Origin of the sequence: Nocardioides sp. WS12 (assembly GCF_014108865.1) — a bacterium.
Lineage (GTDB): Bacteria > Actinomycetota > Actinomycetes > Propionibacteriales > Nocardioidaceae > Nocardioides.
On record NZ_CP053928.1, the window covers coordinates 2633855 to 2650083 of the forward strand.

14 protein-coding genes are annotated in these 16229 nt (G+C 70.5%); all 14 read left to right on the plus strand.

What is annotated here, in order from left to right:
- Positions 1–4 precede the first annotated feature (4 nt).
- The 14 genes from rsmH (at position 5) to HRC28_RS12855 (ending at position 16181) form a co-directional block, all read left to right on the plus strand.
- A complete protein-coding gene (gene rsmH / locus HRC28_RS12790; RefSeq protein WP_182375904.1) occupies positions 5–988 on the plus strand; it encodes a 16S rRNA (cytosine(1402)-N(4))-methyltransferase RsmH in 984 nt (327 codons plus the stop codon).
- A complete protein-coding gene (locus HRC28_RS12795) occupies positions 985–1524 on the plus strand; it encodes a hypothetical protein (protein ID WP_182375905.1) in 540 nt (179 codons plus the stop codon). Before rsmH ends, HRC28_RS12795 begins: the two co-directional genes overlap by 4 nt.
- Before the next feature lie 64 nt (positions 1525–1588).
- Positions 1589–3403: a penicillin-binding protein 2 gene (locus HRC28_RS12800; protein WP_237111463.1), complete on the plus strand. Its 1815-nt coding sequence runs from the start codon at positions 1589–1591 to the stop codon at positions 3401–3403.
- Between the two features lie 50 nt (positions 3404–3453).
- Positions 3454–4923 (plus strand): UDP-N-acetylmuramoyl-L-alanyl-D-glutamate--2,6-diaminopimelate ligase, encoded by a 1470-nt coding sequence (locus HRC28_RS12805; RefSeq protein WP_346010504.1) that lies wholly within the window; start codon positions 3454–3456, stop codon positions 4921–4923.
- Positions 4920–6302: a UDP-N-acetylmuramoyl-tripeptide--D-alanyl-D-alanine ligase gene (murF, locus tag HRC28_RS12810; RefSeq protein WP_182375907.1), complete on the plus strand. Its 1383-nt coding sequence runs from the start codon at positions 4920–4922 to the stop codon at positions 6300–6302. The genes HRC28_RS12805 and murF overlap by 4 nt, the downstream gene beginning before the upstream one ends.
- Positions 6299–7369 carry a phospho-N-acetylmuramoyl-pentapeptide-transferase gene (gene mraY, locus HRC28_RS12815; protein ID WP_182375908.1) on the plus strand — a complete coding sequence of 357 codons (1071 nt, stop codon included), beginning with the start codon at positions 6299–6301 and terminating at the stop codon, positions 7367–7369. Before murF ends, mraY begins: the two co-directional genes overlap by 4 nt.
- Positions 7351–8856, plus strand: a complete 1506-nt coding sequence (gene murD / locus HRC28_RS12820; protein WP_237111464.1) for a UDP-N-acetylmuramoyl-L-alanine--D-glutamate ligase — start codon at positions 7351–7353, stop codon at positions 8854–8856. The genes mraY and murD overlap by 19 nt, the downstream gene beginning before the upstream one ends.
- Positions 8857–9024: 168 nt before the next feature.
- Positions 9025–10143, plus strand: a complete 1119-nt coding sequence (gene ftsW, locus HRC28_RS12825; RefSeq protein WP_237111465.1) for a putative lipid II flippase FtsW — start codon at positions 9025–9027, stop codon at positions 10141–10143.
- 9 nt (positions 10144–10152) lie between these two features.
- Positions 10153–11247 carry an undecaprenyldiphospho-muramoylpentapeptide beta-N-acetylglucosaminyltransferase gene (gene murG / locus HRC28_RS12830; protein WP_182375909.1) on the plus strand — a complete coding sequence of 365 codons (1095 nt, stop codon included), beginning with the start codon at positions 10153–10155 and terminating at the stop codon, positions 11245–11247.
- Complete coding sequence (murC, locus tag HRC28_RS12835) at positions 11244–12644, plus strand: UDP-N-acetylmuramate--L-alanine ligase (RefSeq protein ID WP_182375910.1); 1401 nt, start codon at positions 11244–11246, stop codon at positions 12642–12644. Before murG ends, murC begins: the two co-directional genes overlap by 4 nt.
- Before the next feature lie 3 nt (positions 12645–12647).
- The gene (locus HRC28_RS12840) at positions 12648–13403 is read left to right on the plus strand and encodes an FtsQ-type POTRA domain-containing protein (RefSeq protein ID WP_182375911.1); all 756 of its coding nucleotides are present in this window, start codon (positions 12648–12650) and stop codon (positions 13401–13403) included.
- A gap of 173 nt (positions 13404–13576) precedes the next feature.
- Entirely contained in the window at positions 13577–14740 is a 1164-nt protein-coding gene (ftsZ, locus tag HRC28_RS12845) for a cell division protein FtsZ (protein WP_182375912.1), read from the plus strand.
- Between the two features lie 2 nt (positions 14741–14742).
- Positions 14743–15477 (plus strand): peptidoglycan editing factor PgeF, encoded by a 735-nt coding sequence (gene pgeF, locus HRC28_RS12850; protein WP_182375913.1) that lies wholly within the window; start codon positions 14743–14745, stop codon positions 15475–15477.
- Positions 15474–16181, plus strand: coding sequence for a YggS family pyridoxal phosphate-dependent enzyme (locus tag HRC28_RS12855; RefSeq protein ID WP_182375914.1), 708 nt, complete (start codon positions 15474–15476; stop codon positions 16179–16181). Before pgeF ends, HRC28_RS12855 begins: the two co-directional genes overlap by 4 nt.
- The last annotated feature ends 48 nt before the right edge of the window (positions 16182–16229 follow it).

The following is a 16229-nucleotide window of genomic DNA, read 5'->3' on the forward strand; positions in this document are numbered from 1 at the left end:
CGAGATGAACGCTCCGCGCCACGTCCCCGTCCTCCTCGACCGGGTCGTCGCCCTTCTCGCGCCCGCGCTCGATCACCCCGACGCGGTCCTCATCGACGCGACCCTCGGGCTCGGTGGTCACAGCGAAGCCGTGCTGGAGCGGTGCCCGCAGGCGCGGGTGATCGGCGTCGACCGCGACCCGCAGGCCCTGGCCATGAGCCGCGAGCGGCTGGCGTCGTACGGCGACCGGTTCACCGGCGTGCACGCGGTGTACGACGAGATCCCCGACGTGATCGCCGACCTCGGACTCCGTGAGGTCGCCGGCGTGCTCTTCGACCTCGGCGTCTCCTCGATGCAGCTCGACCTGCCCGAACGGGGCTTTGCCTACTCCATCGACGCGCCGCTCGACATGCGGATGGACGGCACGACCGGTCCGACCGCCGCCGACGTCCTCAACACCTACAGCGCCGGTGACCTGACCCGCATCCTCCAGAAGTACGGCGAGGAGAAGATGGCGAAGCGGATCGCTTCTGCGGTGGTGCGGGAGCGGGAGATCGAGCCGTTCACCAACTCGGCCCGCCTGGTGGAACTGCTCTACGCGTCCATCCCCGCGCCGGCCCGCCGCACCGGTGGGCACCCCGCGAAGCGCACCTTCCAGGCGCTGCGGATGGAAGTCAACGACGAGCTCCGGGTGCTCGAGCGGGCGATGCCGGCCGCGGTCGAGGCGATCGGGCTCGGTGGCCGTGTGGTGGTCGAGTCCTACCACTCGCTCGAGGACCGGCTCGTGAAGCGGACGTTCGCCGACGCCACCCGCTCGACCGTCCCCGACGACCTGCCGTTCCTGCCCGAGGGGTCCGAGCCGTCGTACCGCCTGGTCACGCGGGGCGCGGAGCAGGCCAACGAAGCGGAGATCGAGGAGAACCCTCGCGCCGCCTCCGTCCGACTACGCGCGATCGAGCGCACCCGTCCACGCACCATCTCGTCGTCCGGCAAGGGAGCCGCATCATGAGCAGCAACGCATCCGCCCTTCGCAGTCGCTTGCCGCACGCCGCGCCCCGGCTGGCCCAGGCCGCGCTGGAACGTGCCCGGCTGACCGTGGTCCCGCGTCGTCGTACGACGGCGCCCCGGGTGCCGTTCGTGACGTTCGTGAGCATCATCCTGCTCGCCGGAGTCATCGGGCTGCTGCTCTTCAACACCTCCATGCAGCAGGCGTCGTTCCGTGCGACGGCGCTCGAGAAGCAGGCGACCGACCTCAGCGCCCAGCAGGAGGCACTGGAGATGGATCTCCAGGAACTGCGCGGGCCCCAGCGAGTCGCCCAGGCCGCCCAGAAGCTCGGGATGGTCATCCCGTCGACCCCCGCCGGCGTGCTGCACCTCGGCAGCGGCAAGATCTCCGGAAACCCGACGCCCGCCTCCGCGGACGACAGCATTCCGCTGGCCACGCCCGGTCCGCGCAAGCCGGCATCCCTCAAGGCCAGGACGGTCAAGGTGAAGGCCGGCAAGGTCAACGCCGGCACCGACGGCGCGCCCGCCCGGAATCGTTGATCCGTCCGCCTAGGTTGGACACTCCCCGGGCCCCTAGAAGACGTCAGCGACCAGGACGAGAGCGTTGAGCCGAACGAATCCCCTCCGCCAGAACCGCACCACCGGTGCGGTGCGTCGCGGATCGCCCCAGCGCCGCATGCAGATCGGCTTCCTGCTGATCGCGATGGTGTTGTCGGTCTTCGCTGCCCGGTTGGTGCAACTGCAGGGAATCGACCCGCAGGACTACGCCCAGATGGCCGCCGCCGAGGGGTCGCAGATCGTTGCGTTGCCGGCCACGCGTGGTGAGATCCTGGACCGCAACGGCGAGGCACTCGCCGAGACGGTCGACGGCCGGATGATCGTGGCCGACCCGGCGGTGACCGCCGCGGTGGCGCCCGAACTGGCGACCCTCCTCTCCGACCGGCTCGGTGTCGACTACTTCGAAACCCTGGAGCGACTCCGCACCAAGGGCAGTCGTTTCCAGTACGTCGCCCGCCAGGTCCCGGCCAGCAAGGCCGAGAAGGTCGTGGCGGATGTCGCCGCGAAGTTCAAGGACGACAAGGGCCGCCCGTTCGCCGGACTGATGACCGAGCGGGACCCGCTGCGGATCTACCCCAACGACGAGGTCGCGGCCAACGTGCTCGGCTTCCTGGGCACGCCGAAGAACGACGGGTCCGCGCAGGCGCTCGCCGGACTCGAGGACTCGTTCGACCGCTACCTCTCGGGCAAGGACGGCGAGGCGCGCTACCAGGTCGGCGCCGGCAACCAGATCCCGCTCGGCGACAACACGGTGAAGCCGGCCGTCAACGGCAAGGACCTGCGCACCACGATCGACCGCGACCTGCAGTTCTACGCCCAGCGCGTCCTGCAGCAGACCGTCGTCCGCGCGGCCGCCAAGTCGGGCATCGCGATCATCATGGACAGCCGCACCGGCCAGTTGCTCGCGCTGGCCGACTACCCGACGTACGACGCCTCGGATCCCTACGAGTACGCCGAGGAGCTCTACAAGTCCTCGGCTCTGACCGACGTCTATGAGCCCGGCTCGGTCGAGAAGGTGCTGACGATCAGCTCGCTGGTCGACGCGGGGCTGGCGTTCAAGGAGCAGAAGTTCCGCGTCCCCGGGCAGTTGAATCGCCAGGACCGGCCGATCGGCGACTACTGGGAACACGGGCTGATCAAGTTGACCCTGGCCGGCATCATCGCGAAGTCGTCCAACATCGGCACGGTGCTGGCCGCCGACCAGTTCAAGAAGGGCCAGTTGCGGTCCTACCTCGAGCAGTTCGGCCTCGGTCAGCAGACCGGCGTCGGTCTCGGCGGCGAGACCAAGGGCCTGCTCCCGAAGGGCGCCGCCTGGACGTCACAGGTCGGCGACCGCATCGCCTTTGGCCAGTCCCTGTCGGTCAACGCGGTCCAGATGGTCACGGCGATCAACGTGATCGCCAACGGTGGTGTCCGGCTCGACCCCAGCCTGATCCAGGGTGAGGCGACGACCGATGAGGGCGCGAAGGTCGGCAGCGAGGCCGCTGGCAGTCGCCGGGTCATCAGCGCCGAAGCGGCCCGCGAGACCATGCTGATGATGGAGCGCGTCGTCGACCCGGATGCTGGTGTGGCGCCTCGCGCGGCTGTCCCCGGCTACCGCGTCGCAGGCAAGACCGGCACGGCGCAGCGGGTTGGCGACGAGGGCCGTTACGACGGCAGCACGTCGGTGTCGTTCGCCGGCTTCGCCCCCGCTGACGACCCGCGGTTCACGATCTATGTCGTCGTCCACAGCCCGCGCAAGGGCAGTGGCGGTGGCAGCGTGGCTGGTCCGGCCTTCTCGAAGCTGATGAGCTACACCCTGCGTCGGTACGGCGTTCCGCCGACGGGCGCCAAGCCCAACCAGACTCCGGTCGAGTGGTGAGCGGTCCGTCCACCCGCCCCATCGACCCGCCGCTGACGTCCCTCGACGCCATCGCCCGGGCGCTCGGGCTGGCGCCGGTCTTTCCCGGGGTGAACCTTCTCGGGATGACCCTCGACTCGCGCCGCGTGCAGCCGGGTGACCTGTACGCCGCGCTGCCGGGCAGCCGCGCGCACGGCGCCTCGTTCACCGAGCAGGCATCGACCGGCGGCGCCGCTGCCGTCCTCACCGACCCGTCCGGCGTCGCCGCTGCGTCGGGCTGGGACCTGCCGCTGCTGGTCGTGGACGATCCGCGGGCCGTCCTGGGTGCGGTGGCCGCGCTCGTCTACGGCGAACCTGCTGCCGCCCTCACCACCATCGGCGTGACGGGCACCCAGGGCAAGACCACCGTGACCCGGCTCCTCGACGGCGGCCTGCTCGCCAGCGGGATCCGCAGCGCGGTGGTCGGCACGGTCGGCACCCGGATCGCGGGGGAGGAGGTCAAGACCTCCCTCACGACCCCGGAGGCGCCCGACCTGCACGGCCTCTTCGCCCGGATGCTGGAACTCGACGTGACGGCCTGCACCATGGAGGTGTCCAGCCACGCGCTGGTGATGGGCCGCGTCGACGGCGTCCGCTTCGACGTCGCCGTCTTCACCAACCTCGGGCGCGACCATCTCGACTTCCACGCCGACGTCGAGGACTACTTCTCCGCGAAGGCGCTGCTGTTCACGCCCGAGCACGCCGTGCGCGGACTGGTCTGCATCGATGACGAGTACGGGCAACGTCTGGCCCGCGAGGCCCCCATCCCGGTCCGTACCTACGGCGTCAGCCCGGCGGCCGCTGCTGCGGACTGGACGGTCAGTGACGTCGCTCTCGGTGCCGACGGATCCCGCTTCACGGTGCACGGGCCGGACGGCCTCACGGTCGCCGGCGTCGTACCGCTTCCGGGGGAGTTCAACGTCGCCAACGCGCTCGCGGCCATTGCGTCCGCGGCGGAAGCGGGCCTCGACGCACAGGCCGTGGCGGACGGGATTGCCCGTTCTGGTGGGGTTCCTGGCCGTCTGGAGCGGATCGACACCGACCGCGACCTCACCGTCGTCGTCGACTACGCGCACAAGCCTGATGCGGTCGACGCCGTCCTCCGTACGCTGCGGCCGGTGACCCGCGGCCGCCTCGTCGTGGTCATCGGCGCCGGCGGCGACCGGGACCGTGGCAAGCGTCCCGTGATGGGCGCGATCGCCGCCGAGCTCGCCGACGTCGTGATCGTCACCGACGACAATCCGCGGTCCGAGGATCCCGCCGCCATCCGCGCCGAGGTGCTCGCCGGTGCCCGCGACGTCGGCTCCGCCGCCGAGATCGTGGAGATCGCCGACCGACGCGCCGCGATCGCCGAAGCCCTGGCCGGCGCGGGCGACGGTGACGTGGTCCTGGTGGCCGGCAAGGGACACGAGACCGGCCAGGAGGTCGCCGGCGTGGTGCACCCGTTCGACGACCGCCAGGTGGTGCGCGACGTGCTCGCCGCACTGGACGGCCCCGCATGATTCCCCTCCGGCTCTCCGAGATCGCTCGCGTGGTCGGCGGAGTGCTGCACGGTCACGACGTCGTCGTCGCCGGTCCCGCGTACGTCGACAGCCGCTCGCCGGTTCCCGACGGGCTCTTCGTCGCGATCGTGGGGGAGCGGGCCGACGGCCACGCCTACGCCGACGGCGCGCACGCCGTACTCGGCAGCCGCCCCACGTCAGCGCCGACCGTCGTCGTCCAGGACCCCGTCGTCGCGCTGGGTCTGCTGGCGCGTCATCTCCTCGACCGGCTCGACACCACGGTCATCGCGCTCACCGGCTCGCAGGGCAAGACCGGCACCAAGGACTACCTCGCCGCGGTCCTGCGGATTCTCACCTCCGAGCAGGCCGTGGTGGCCACCACCGCGAACAACAACAACGAACTCGGCGTGCCGCTCACCGTCCTCCGGGCGGACGCGACCACGAGTCACGTCGTCGTGGAGATGGGGGCTCGCGGGGTCGGCCACATCGCCTACCTGTGCGAGATCGCGCCCCCGCAGATCGCGGCTGCCCTCAACGTCGGCAGCGCCCACGTCGGCGAGTTCGGCGGCCAGGAGGTCATCGCGCAGGCCAAGGGCGAGATCATCGCCGCCCTGCCGGACGACGGCGTCGCCGTCCTCAATGCCGACGACCCCCTCGTGGCGTCGATGGCCGCCCGTACGTCGGCCCGCATCGTCTCGTTCGGGACGACGGGCGCGGTCACCTGGCGCAACCTCACGCTCGACGCGCTGGGCCGCCCCACCTTCGAGCTCGGGTACGACGACCAGTGGCATGCCGTCACGCTCCTGCAGTCCGGCGCGCACCAGGTGCTCAACGCCGCCGCTGCCGCAGCGATGGCGATCGGGGCCGGGTTCGCTCCGGCTGACGTGGCCGCCGCCCTTGGCACGGCCGCTGCCGCATCCCGCTGGCGGATGGAGGTCACCGAGCGCGCCGACGGACTCGTCGTGATCAACGACTCCTACAACGCGAACCCCGAGTCGATGCGCGCCGCGCTGGAGGCGCTGGTCGCCATCGGCCGGGGCGACGGGGGTCCGCGCCGTCGTACCGTCGCGATCCTGGGAGAGATGAAGGAACTCGGCGACGAGCACGAAGCCGGCCACCGCGCGGTCGGCCGTGCCGCCGCCGACCTCGGCGTCGACGTGCTCGTGGTGGTCACCGCAGCCGCTCGCGGCATCGCGGACGGCGCCCAGCCGGTGTCCGGTAACACGGTCGATGAGGTCATCGTCACGGCGGGCCGGGACGACGCAGTGGACTGGGTGCGGCAGAATGCCGGACCGGAGGACGTCGTCCTCGTCAAGGCGTCGCGCGGCGCCGCCTTGGAGCTGGTGGCCGAGAGCATCCTGGAGGAGACAGCGCAGTGAGAGCGATCCTTCTCGGAGGCGGCATTTCGCTGCTGATCTCGCTGCTCGGCACACGTGTGGTGATCAATCTGTTCACCCAGTGGGGCTACGGGCAGGAGATCCGCGACGACGGCCCGACGAGCCACCACACCAAGCGCGGCACGCCCACGATGGGCGGCGTCGTCATCATCCTGGCCGCGGTCATCGGTTACTTCGCGGCGAAGCTGATCACGCTCACCACGCCCAGCGCGTCGGCGTTGCTGCTCCTCTTCCTCTTCGTCGGCATGGGCCTGGTCGGCTTCCTCGACGACTTCATCAAGATCTCCAAGCAGCGCAGCCTCGGCTTGCGCAGCAAGGCCAAGATGGCCGGGCAGACCGTGATCGCGGTGGTCTTCGGCTGGTTGGCGCTCTCGTCGTGGCTCGAGGACGAGAACGGCCGCACCCCGGCCAGCGAGAAGGTCTCGTTCCTGCGCGAGCTGGACTGGTTCGTGCTTCCCACGGTCCTGGCCCTGGTGCTGATCTGGCTCCTCGTGGCCGGTTTCAGCAACGCGGTGAACCTCACCGACGGGCTCGACGGCCTCGCGGCCGGCGCCTGCGTGATGGTGTTCGGCGCCTACATGCTCGTCAACATCTGGCAGAACAACCAGTTCTGCCAGGACGAGCCGAGCGCGACCTGTTACAACGTCCGGGATCCGCTCGACCTGGCGATCATCGCGGCGGCGATCACCGGCGCCTGCTTCGGCTTCCTGTGGTGGAACGCCTCGCCAGCGGCGATCTTCATGGGCGACACCGGCTCGCTGGCGCTCGGTAGCGCCCTTGCCGGTTTCGCGATCCTGAGCCGCACCGAACTGCTGCTGGTCGTCCTCGGTGGGCTCTTCGTCCTCGAGACGGCCTCGGTGATGATGCAGGTCGGCTTCTTCAAGCTCACCAAGGGCAAACGCATCTTCCGAATGGCACCCATCCACCACCACTTCGAGATGCTCGGCTGGGAGCAGGTCACCGTGGTGATCCGGTTCTGGATCATCACGGGCCTGTTCGTCGCCATCGGCCTCGGCATCTTCTACGCCGAGTGGGTCTCAAGACTGTGACGACCCGCGACGTGTCCACCCTGGGCCGCAAGGACGCGTGGGACGGGGTCCGCGTCGTCGTGGCCGGCTTCGGCGCGAGCGGGGCGGCTGCGGTCGACAACCTGCTCCACCTCGGTGCCGACGTCCACGCGGTGGCGGAGGTCGCCCGGCCGACGATCCTCGAGCGCGCCGAACTCCTCGAGGTCCTCGGCGCCCGCATCGACATCCACGAGGGCGCGACCGCGACCCTGCCCGAGGGCGAGGTCGACCTGCTCGTCGTGTCGCCGGGCTTCCGGCCCGACGCTCCGATCGTCCTCGCCGCCCGCGAACGCAATGTCCCGGTCTGGGGCGAGGTCGAGCTGGCCTGGCGACTCCGTGACCCCGACTCCCCGGCGCCGTGGCTGTGCGTCACCGGCACCAACGGCAAGACGACCACCGTGCAGATGCTCGACAGCATCCTGCGCGCCGCTGGTCTGCGCAGCGTCGCTGCCGGCAACGTCGGCCTGCCGCTGACCGAAGCCGTCATGGATCCCGAGCCCTACGACGTCATCGCGGTCGAACTGTCGAGCTTCCAGCTCCACACCACCGACACGATGGCGGCCGAGAGCGCCGTGGTGCTCAACGTCGCCGAGGACCACCTCGACTGGTACGACGGCACGGGCGGCATGGACGGTTACGCCCGTGACAAGGGGCGGGTCTACGCCGGGGTGCAGCGGGCGTGCGTCTACAACGCCAGCGACCCGGTCACCGAACAACTCGTGCGCGATGCCGATGTCGAAGAGGGCGCGCGTGCGATCGGCTTCACCCTCGGACTGCCGAGCGTCGGGATGCTCGGCGTCGTCGACGAGTTCCTCGTCGACCGTGCGTTCATCGCGGAGCGTTCGAGCAGTGCGGCCGAGTTGTGCACCATCGACGACCTCGCCTCCGACGCTCCGCACTACATCGCGAACGCACTCGCCGCCGCGGCCCTCGCTCTCGCCCACGGCGTCAGCCGGACCGCCGTACGCGACGGGTTGATGTCGTTCCGGCCCGATGGCCACCGGATCGCCGTCGTGGCCGAGCACGACGACCTGAAGTGGGTCAACGACTCCAAGGCCACCAACCCCCACGCGGCCGCCTCGTCGCTCGCGGCGTTCGCACCGGTGGTGTGGGTGGCCGGCGGTCTGGCGAAGGGCGCGAGCTTCGACGACCTGGTGAAGTCCGTCGGATCACGCCTGCGCGGAGTCGTCCTGATCGGCCAGGACCGCCAGGTCATCGCGGAGGCGCTTTCGCGACACGCACCCGATGTGCCCGTGATCGATGCCAACAGCCCTGAAACTGGTGGGGTAGTTGGTGAGTCAAGTGACGACCTGATGAGGCGTGTCGTTGTGCTGGCTGCCGGGATGGCCCAGTCGGGCGACACCGTGCTGCTGGCGCCGGGATGCGCGTCGATGGACCAGTTCACCGACTACGCCGCCCGCGGCAATGCGTTTGCCGAGGCGGTCAGGGAGTTCATCACCAGGGACTGACACGAGGGACTGAAGGGGGTCGTCATCACCACCGCGAACCCCGAGAGCACGCGCCTCTCGTTCCAGGGCCTGGTCCGGCGTCGTCCCCGACTGGTTGCTCAGCGGCCCAGCTGGACCCGTGCGCTGAAGGATGCGCTCGACCGCCCCCTGACGACGTACTACCTGTTGTTGGGCGCCACCGCACTCCTGCTCACCATCGGCCTGATCATGGTGCTGAGCGCCTCGAGCGTCCGGGCGTTCAGCGAGACCGGTGACTCCTACGCCGTCGTCAAGCGCCAGTTGATGTGGGTGGCCATCGGCGTCCCGTGTGCGTTCATCGCGTCCCGGGTGTCGACCAGTTGGGTGCGCGGCCTTGCCTACCCGGCGTTCTCGATCTCGCTGCTCCTGCTCGCGCTGACCGCAAAGCTCGGCGTCGAGGCGAACGGCAACACCAACTGGCTGGCCCTCGGCCCGATCCAGATCCAGCCCTCGGAGCTGGCCAAGCTCTCGCTGGTGATCTGGGCGGCGCACATCTACGCCAACAAGGAACGCCGACTCAAGAGCCTGCACCAGATGCTGGTGCCCGTCGTCCCGGGCATGGTGCTGGCGACGACCCTCGTGGTCGTCGGCCGCGACCTCGGCACCGCGCTGGTCTTCTTCGCGTTGCTGATCGGCATGCTCTGGGTGGTCGGCGCCCCCAACAAGCTGTTCGCCCTGGCCCTGGCCGGCGTCAGCGTGCTGGCGCTCGGACTCGCTGCCACCGACGGTGAACGCCTCCAGCGGCTGGCGAACTTCACCGACCCGTTCAAGGACTTCCACGGCAACGGCTGGCAGCCCGCCCACGGCCTGTACGCCATGGCCAGCGGTGGCATCTTCGGTGAGGGCATCGGCGCCAGTCAGCAGAAGTGGGGCCAGCTGCCCGAGGCCTACACCGACTTCATCTTCGCCGTCCTCGGCGAAGAGCTCGGCCTGGTCGGCACGCTGCTGGTCATCGGCCTGTTCCTCGTCATCGCGTACGCCGGCCTGCGGGTCGCGCGCGAGACCAAGGACCCGTTCGTCCGGTACTGCACCTTCGGCATCGTGGTGTGGCTGCTCGGCCAGATGATCATCAACGTCGGCATGGTCCTGGCCCTGCTTCCCGTCATCGGAATCCCGCTGCCGCTGGTCTCCTACGGCGGCTCGAGCCTGCTGCCCACGCTGAGCGCCCTGGGCCTGATCATCGGATTCGCACGGCGCGAGCCTGCTGCCGCGCGGGCGCTCGCCCAGCGTCGTCGGGCCAGGTCGGCCGGACTCTCGGCGCGCGGGTAGGTTTCTCGCGTGCGCGTTCTGTTGGCCGGTGGTGGAACGGCGGGTCACACCTCGCCCCTGCTCGCGACGGCAGATGCCCTTCGTCGCCTCGATCCTGACGTCGAGATCACCTGTCTCGGCACGCCCCGTGGGCTGGAGAACAAGGTGGTCCCCGCGGCCGGCTACACGCTGCGCCTCGTGCCGCCCGTGCCACTGCCGCGCAAGCCCGGCAAGGACCTGTTCCTGGTGCCGAAGCGCCTCCGTGCGGCGGTGAAGGCAGCGCTCGAGATCATCGACGAGGTGCAGCCCGACGTGATCGTCGGCTACGGCGGCTACGTCTCCATGCCCGCGTACGTCGCCGCCCGTCGCCGCAAGATCCCGTTGGTCGTCCACGAGCAGAACGCCCTGCCCGGTATCGCGAACAAGGTCGGCTCGCGTCTCGCCACCCGCGTCGCGGTCAGCTTCCCCGGCACCCCCCTGAAGAAGGGTGAGTACGTCGGCCTGCCCATCCGGCGCATGATCTCGACTCTCGACCGTCCGGCCCTGCGCGCGGAGGCACGCGCGTTCTTCGGCCTGGACGCCGATCGCCCGACCCTGGTCGTCACCGGCGGCTCGCAGGGTGCGCGTCGTGTCAACCAGGCCATCAGCGGTGCATCCGCGGCGCTCGGCTCGGCCGGTGTGCAGGTGCTGCACGTGATCGGACCGAACGGTGCGAGCGACCCGAGCTGGACCACCCCCGTCGCAACGGGCGTGCCGTACGTCGTCCTCCCGTTCGTGGAACGGATGGACCTCGCCCTCGCAGCAGCCGACCTGATGGTCTGTCGCTCCGGCGCCTCCAGCGTCGTCGAAGCGTCCGCGAGCGGCGTCCCTGCGATCTTCGTGCCGCTGCCGATCGGCAACGGCGAACAGGCGCTCAACGCCCGCCCTGTCGTCGAGGCCGGGGGAGCGCTCCTCGTCGAGGACTCCTCCTTCACCGCCGACTACGTCGCCGACATGGTGCCGGCGCTGGTCCTCGACACCGAGCGACTGGCCCGGATGGGGGCAGCCGCTGCCGACCTGGTGCCGCGCGACGCCGACGACAAGCTCGCGCGGATCATCCGCGACGTCGCCGGGGCCGCCCGGTGAAGATCCCCGTTCCCGCCGAGATCCTGCCCGCCGCGCAGCTCGGGCGGGTCCACTTCGTCGGCATCGGTGGCGCCGGTCTGTCCGGCATTGCCCGCCTCATGCACCAGCAGGGCATCGCGGTCAGCGGTAGCGACGCCAACGACTCGGTCGTCGTGCGGGCCCTGCGGGCCGAAGGCATCACCGTCCACGTCGGCCACGACGCTGCGCACGTCGACGGTGTCGACACCGTCGTCGCCACGACGGCGGCCCGGGAGGACAACCCGGAAATCGTGGCGGCCCAGGCGAAGGGGCTGCGGCTCTGGCCGCGTTCGGCCGGGCTGCAGTCGGTGTTGATCGGCAAGCGCGTCGTCGCGATCGCCGGCACGCACGGCAAGACCACGACGACCGCGATGCTCACCGTCGCGCTCCAGGAAGCCGGCCTCGACCCGACCTTCGTGATCGGTGCGGAGGTCGCGACCCTCGGCACGAACGCACGTCTCGGCACGGGCGACATCGCTGTCGTGGAGGCCGACGAGTCCGACGGTGCGTTCCTCGTCTACACGCCCGAGATCGCCGTCGTGACCAACGTCGACGCCGACCACCTCGACCACTGGGGCACGCCCGAGGCATACGCCGCGGCGTTCGCCACCTTCGTCGCGGGCGCGTCGTCATCGGCCGTCGTCAACGCCGACGACCCCGGCTCGGCAGCACTCGCCATCGCGACCGAGGGCGTCGCCACGGCCGGTTTCGTCGACGGCGCCGACATCCAGGGCAGCGCCCTCGCGGTCGTGGGTGGCGGAGCGACCTTCGAGGTCCGGTCCGGCGACACCGACCTCGGTGCGGTCAGCCTCGCTGTGCCCGGCACGCACTACGCGCAGGACGCCCTGCTTGCGCTGGCAGCCGGCATTGACCTCGGCGCCGACCCGGCCCTCCTCATCCGCGGACTCGCCCGCCACCGCGGCGCCAAGCGCCGGATGGAGTTCGTCGGAGAGGCCGCAGGCGTGCGGGTCTACGACTCCTATGCCCACCACCCCAGCGAGATCCGCGGCGACCTCCAGGCCGCCCGGTCGCTGGTCGGCAGCGATGAGCGACTGGTGGTCTGCTTCCAGCCGCACCTCGTCTCGCGTACCCGGATCTTCGGCGTCGAGATGGGCGAGGCCCTGGGTGCTGCCGACGAGGTCGTCGTCCTCGACGTCTACGTCGCCCGCGAGGACCCCGATCCGGCGGTCACCGGCGCCCTGGTCGCCGATGCCATTCCCTTGCCTGCCGCGCAGGTCCGGTTCGCGCCGGACCGCGGCCAGGTCGTGACGACGCTCGACGGCATCGCGCGCCCGGGCGACCTGGTGCTCACCCTCGGCGCCGGGGACGTCACCACTCTTGCTCCCGAACTTCTCGCCGTCCTCGCCGAACGGGGCTGAGGAATGCCCGGGAGGGGATCAGCGCCCCGACTTCGGCGCGGTGACGCCCAGGCGCGTGCCCGCAAGGCCTTCGCGCGCCGCCAACGCTCGCGGCGCTGGCTGACCTGGCGCTACCTCGCTGCTGCGGTGGCCCTCGTGGTCCTGGTCGGCTTCGGCGTCTACGCCCTCTACTTCTCCTCGTGGTTGCGGGCCGATGGCGTCCAGGTGGTCGGCAACGACCTGCTGACCGAGAAGCAGGTGCTGGCCGCCGCCGAGGTGCGGACCGGCGGGCCACTCGTCCAGGTCGACCTCGAGGCGATCGAGAAGCGGATGAGGTCCCTCGCCACGGTCAAGAGCGTCGACGTCTCGCGCAAGTGGCCGCACGAAGTCCGCATCGAGATCGTGGAGCGCACCCCGATCGCTGTCCTCGACCTCGGCAAGCGCGAGGCGGCACTCGACGCCGACGGCACGGCGTTCCCTGCACCGGCCCGCGCCCGCAAGGGTCTGCCCCGCGTGAAGGTGGGGGCCGGCGCCAACAAGGACGCCCTGCAGGAGGGCGCCGAGGTCGTCGCCTCACTGGACCCCGAGGTCTCCGCCCTCGTGGAGTACGCCGAAGTGCGCACCGTCGACGAGATCCTGCTCCACCTGCGCGACGGTCGCCTGGTCCGCTGGGGGAGTGCGGACCAGTCCGACGACAAGGCCGCGGTGCTGCTGGAACTGCTCAACCGCAAGGCCCAGACCTATGACGTCTCGGTGCCCGGTTCCCCGACCACCCGCTGATCTTTTTTCCGCGATCCCGTGCAGGCGCGGCGTGTCTGCGGCGTGAGGGTCGACCGCGTACCTACTGTCATGGACACGACGAGGTTGACATAACTATAACCCTCTACCTGAGGGTGACAGTTTCCGAAGCGCACCGTCGATTCCGATCACACACCTGGAGAGGTGAAGCCGCCGTGGCAGCTGCACAGAACTACCTGGCCATCATCAAGGTCGTCGGCATCGGTGGCGGCGGCGTGAACGCCGTCAACCGGATGATCGAAGTCGGCCTCAAGGGCGTCGAGTTCATCGCCATCAACACCGACGCGCAGGCGTTGCTGATGAGCGACGCCGACGTCAAGCTCGACATCGGTCGCGAGCTCACCCGCGGCCTGGGCGCCGGCGCCAACCCCGACGTGGGTGGCAAGGCAGCCGAGGACCACGCGGAAGAGATCGAAGAGGTCATCAAGGGCGCCGACATGGTCTTCGTGACCGCCGGCGAGGGCGGCGGCACGGGCACCGGCGGTGCTCCGGTCGTGGCCCGCATCGCCCGTTCGCTCGGCGCGCTGACCATCGGTGTCGTCACCCGCCCGTTCAGTTTCGAAGGTGCGCGTCGCAAGAAGTCCGCCGACGACGGCATCGAGCGGCTCCGCGAAGAGGTCGACACCCTCATCGTGATCCCGAACGACCGACTGCTGCAGATCTCCGACCGCAACGTCTCGATGCTCGACGCGTTCAAGCAGGCCGACCAGGTCCTGCTCCAGGGCGTCTCCGGCATCACCGACCTGATCACGACCCCCGGTCTGATCAACGTCGACTTCGCCGACGTCAAGGCCGTCATGAGCAACGCCGGTTCCGCGCTGATGGGCATCGGCTCGGCCCGCGGTGAGGACCGTGCGCTGGCCGCCGCCGAGATGGCGATCAGCAGCCCGTTGCTCGAGGCGTCCATCGACGGCGCCCACGGCGTCCTGCTCTCGATCGCCGGTGGTTCGGACCTCGGCATCTTCGAGATCAACGAAGCCGCCGCGATGGTGGCCGACGCGGTGCACGAGGACGCCAACATCATCTTCGGCACGATCATCGACGACGCCCTCGGCGACGAGGTGCGGGTGACGGTCATCGCCGCCGGCTTCGACGGTGGACTCCCGAAGCGCCAGGACTCCGCCGCCCGTCGTGACGCCCGCCCCCAGCAGACGCAGGCCGAGACCCGCGCCGCCGCCGGTGCCGTCGCCAGCCGCCGCGAAGAGACCCCCGCGCGGGAGTCGGCTCCCGAGCCGCAGCCCGTCGGTGCCCGCACCACCCCGGCGCCCATCCAGTTCGACGATGGTGACGACCTGGACGTCCCCGACTTCCTGAAGTAGGGATGTATTCGTTCCGCATCACCACGGGCCCCGTTGACCTGGCCTTCACAGACCGGGTCGGCGGGGTCAGTGCTGCGCCCTTCGGCGAGTTGAACCTCGCCCGCGACGGCGACGATGCGGAATCTGCCCGTGCGGAGAACCTGCGCCTGCTGCTCGACGACTTCGCGCCCGGCGACGACCTCGCCGAGCTGCACCAGGTGCACGGCAACGACGTGCTGGTCGCGGACGCTGCCCACCTTTCGTCGTACGACGAAGCGCCGGAGGCGGACGGCATCGTCGCCGCCGCCCCGGGCATCACGCTGATGGTGCGCGCAGCCGACTGCGTCCCGGTGTTGCTGGCGGACCCGGACGCCCAGGTCATCGGTGCCGCGCACGCCGGCCGCCTCGGCATGGCGCTCGGCGTCGTCCCGGCAACCGTGGCCCGGATGCGCGAACTCGGCGGCGACCGGATCACCGCGTGGGTGGGCCCGCACATCTGCGGGGCCTGCTACGAAGTCCCTGCCGCCCTGCAGGAAGAGGTCGCGGCGATCGTCCCGGAGAGCCGTGCGACCACGTCCTGGGGCACCTCGGCGCTCGACATCGGCGCGGGCGTGCGCGCCCAACTCGCCGCCATCGGGGTCGAGGTCGTCGACGCCGGCCGGTGCACCCGTGAGTCCCCGGACCTCTACTCCTATCGACGCGACGGCGCCGGTGCCGGCCGGCACGCCGGCATCATCCGGCTCGGCGGTCACCGATGACCCGGCGCGAGGAGCTCGCGGCCAACCTCGCCACGGTCCACGCCCGCATCGACGCAGCGTGCGCGGCCGCCGGCCGACCGGCGGGTGACGTGCACCTGGTCGTGGTCACCAAGTTCTTCCCGGCCTCCGACGTGCGACTGCTGGCCGAGCTCGGCGTCACCGACGTGGGGGAGAACCGCCATCAGGAGGCCGAGGCGAAGGCCGCCGAGTGCGCCGATCTCGCCGATCTCGCCGTGCGCTGGCACTACATCGGCGGCCTGCAGTCCAACAAGGCTGCCGCCGTCGCGCGGTACGCCGACGTGATCGAGTCGGTCGACCGGCCCGGGCTGATCGACCGGATCGCACGGGGCGCCGACGAGCGGGGCCGGCCGGTCGACGTACTCCTGCAGGTGAGCCTGGATGCGCCCGGGAGCGAACATCGCGCAGGCGCTGACCCCGATCTCCTCCTCGAACTCGCCGCCTCCGTCGACCTGGCGCCCCAGCTCGTGCTGCGTGGCCTGATGGCCGTCGCACCCCTCGGCGAAGACCCCGCCGAGGCCTTCGCGCGGCTCGCGCACATCCGCGCCGAGTTCCTCGAACACCACCCCGAAGCGTCCGTCCTCTCCGCCGGCATGAGCGGCGACCTCGAGGCGGCGATTTCCGCTGGCGCGACACACGTGCGCGTCGGCACTGCGGTCCTCGGATCGAGGCCTGGAGTCCAGTAATGTCCAGAACACCACCAGATGTCCCATCAACCCTGGGGCACGAATCAC

Coding starts and splice junctions, on each gene's coding strand:
- HRC28_RS12855 (WP_182375914.1), top strand. CDS start 15,474: ATGACCCGGCGCGAGGAGCTCGCGGCCAACCTCGCCACGGTCCACGCC.
- rsmH (WP_182375904.1), top strand. CDS start 5: ATGAACGCTCCGCGCCACGTCCCCGTCCTCCTCGACCGGGTCGTCGCC.
- HRC28_RS12840 (WP_182375911.1), top strand. CDS start 12,648: ATGCCCGGGAGGGGATCAGCGCCCCGACTTCGGCGCGGTGACGCCCAG.
- murF (WP_182375907.1), top strand. CDS start 4,920: ATGATTCCCCTCCGGCTCTCCGAGATCGCTCGCGTGGTCGGCGGAGTG.
- pgeF (WP_182375913.1), top strand. CDS start 14,743: ATGTATTCGTTCCGCATCACCACGGGCCCCGTTGACCTGGCCTTCACA.
- HRC28_RS12795 (WP_182375905.1), top strand. CDS start 985: ATGAGCAGCAACGCATCCGCCCTTCGCAGTCGCTTGCCGCACGCCGCG.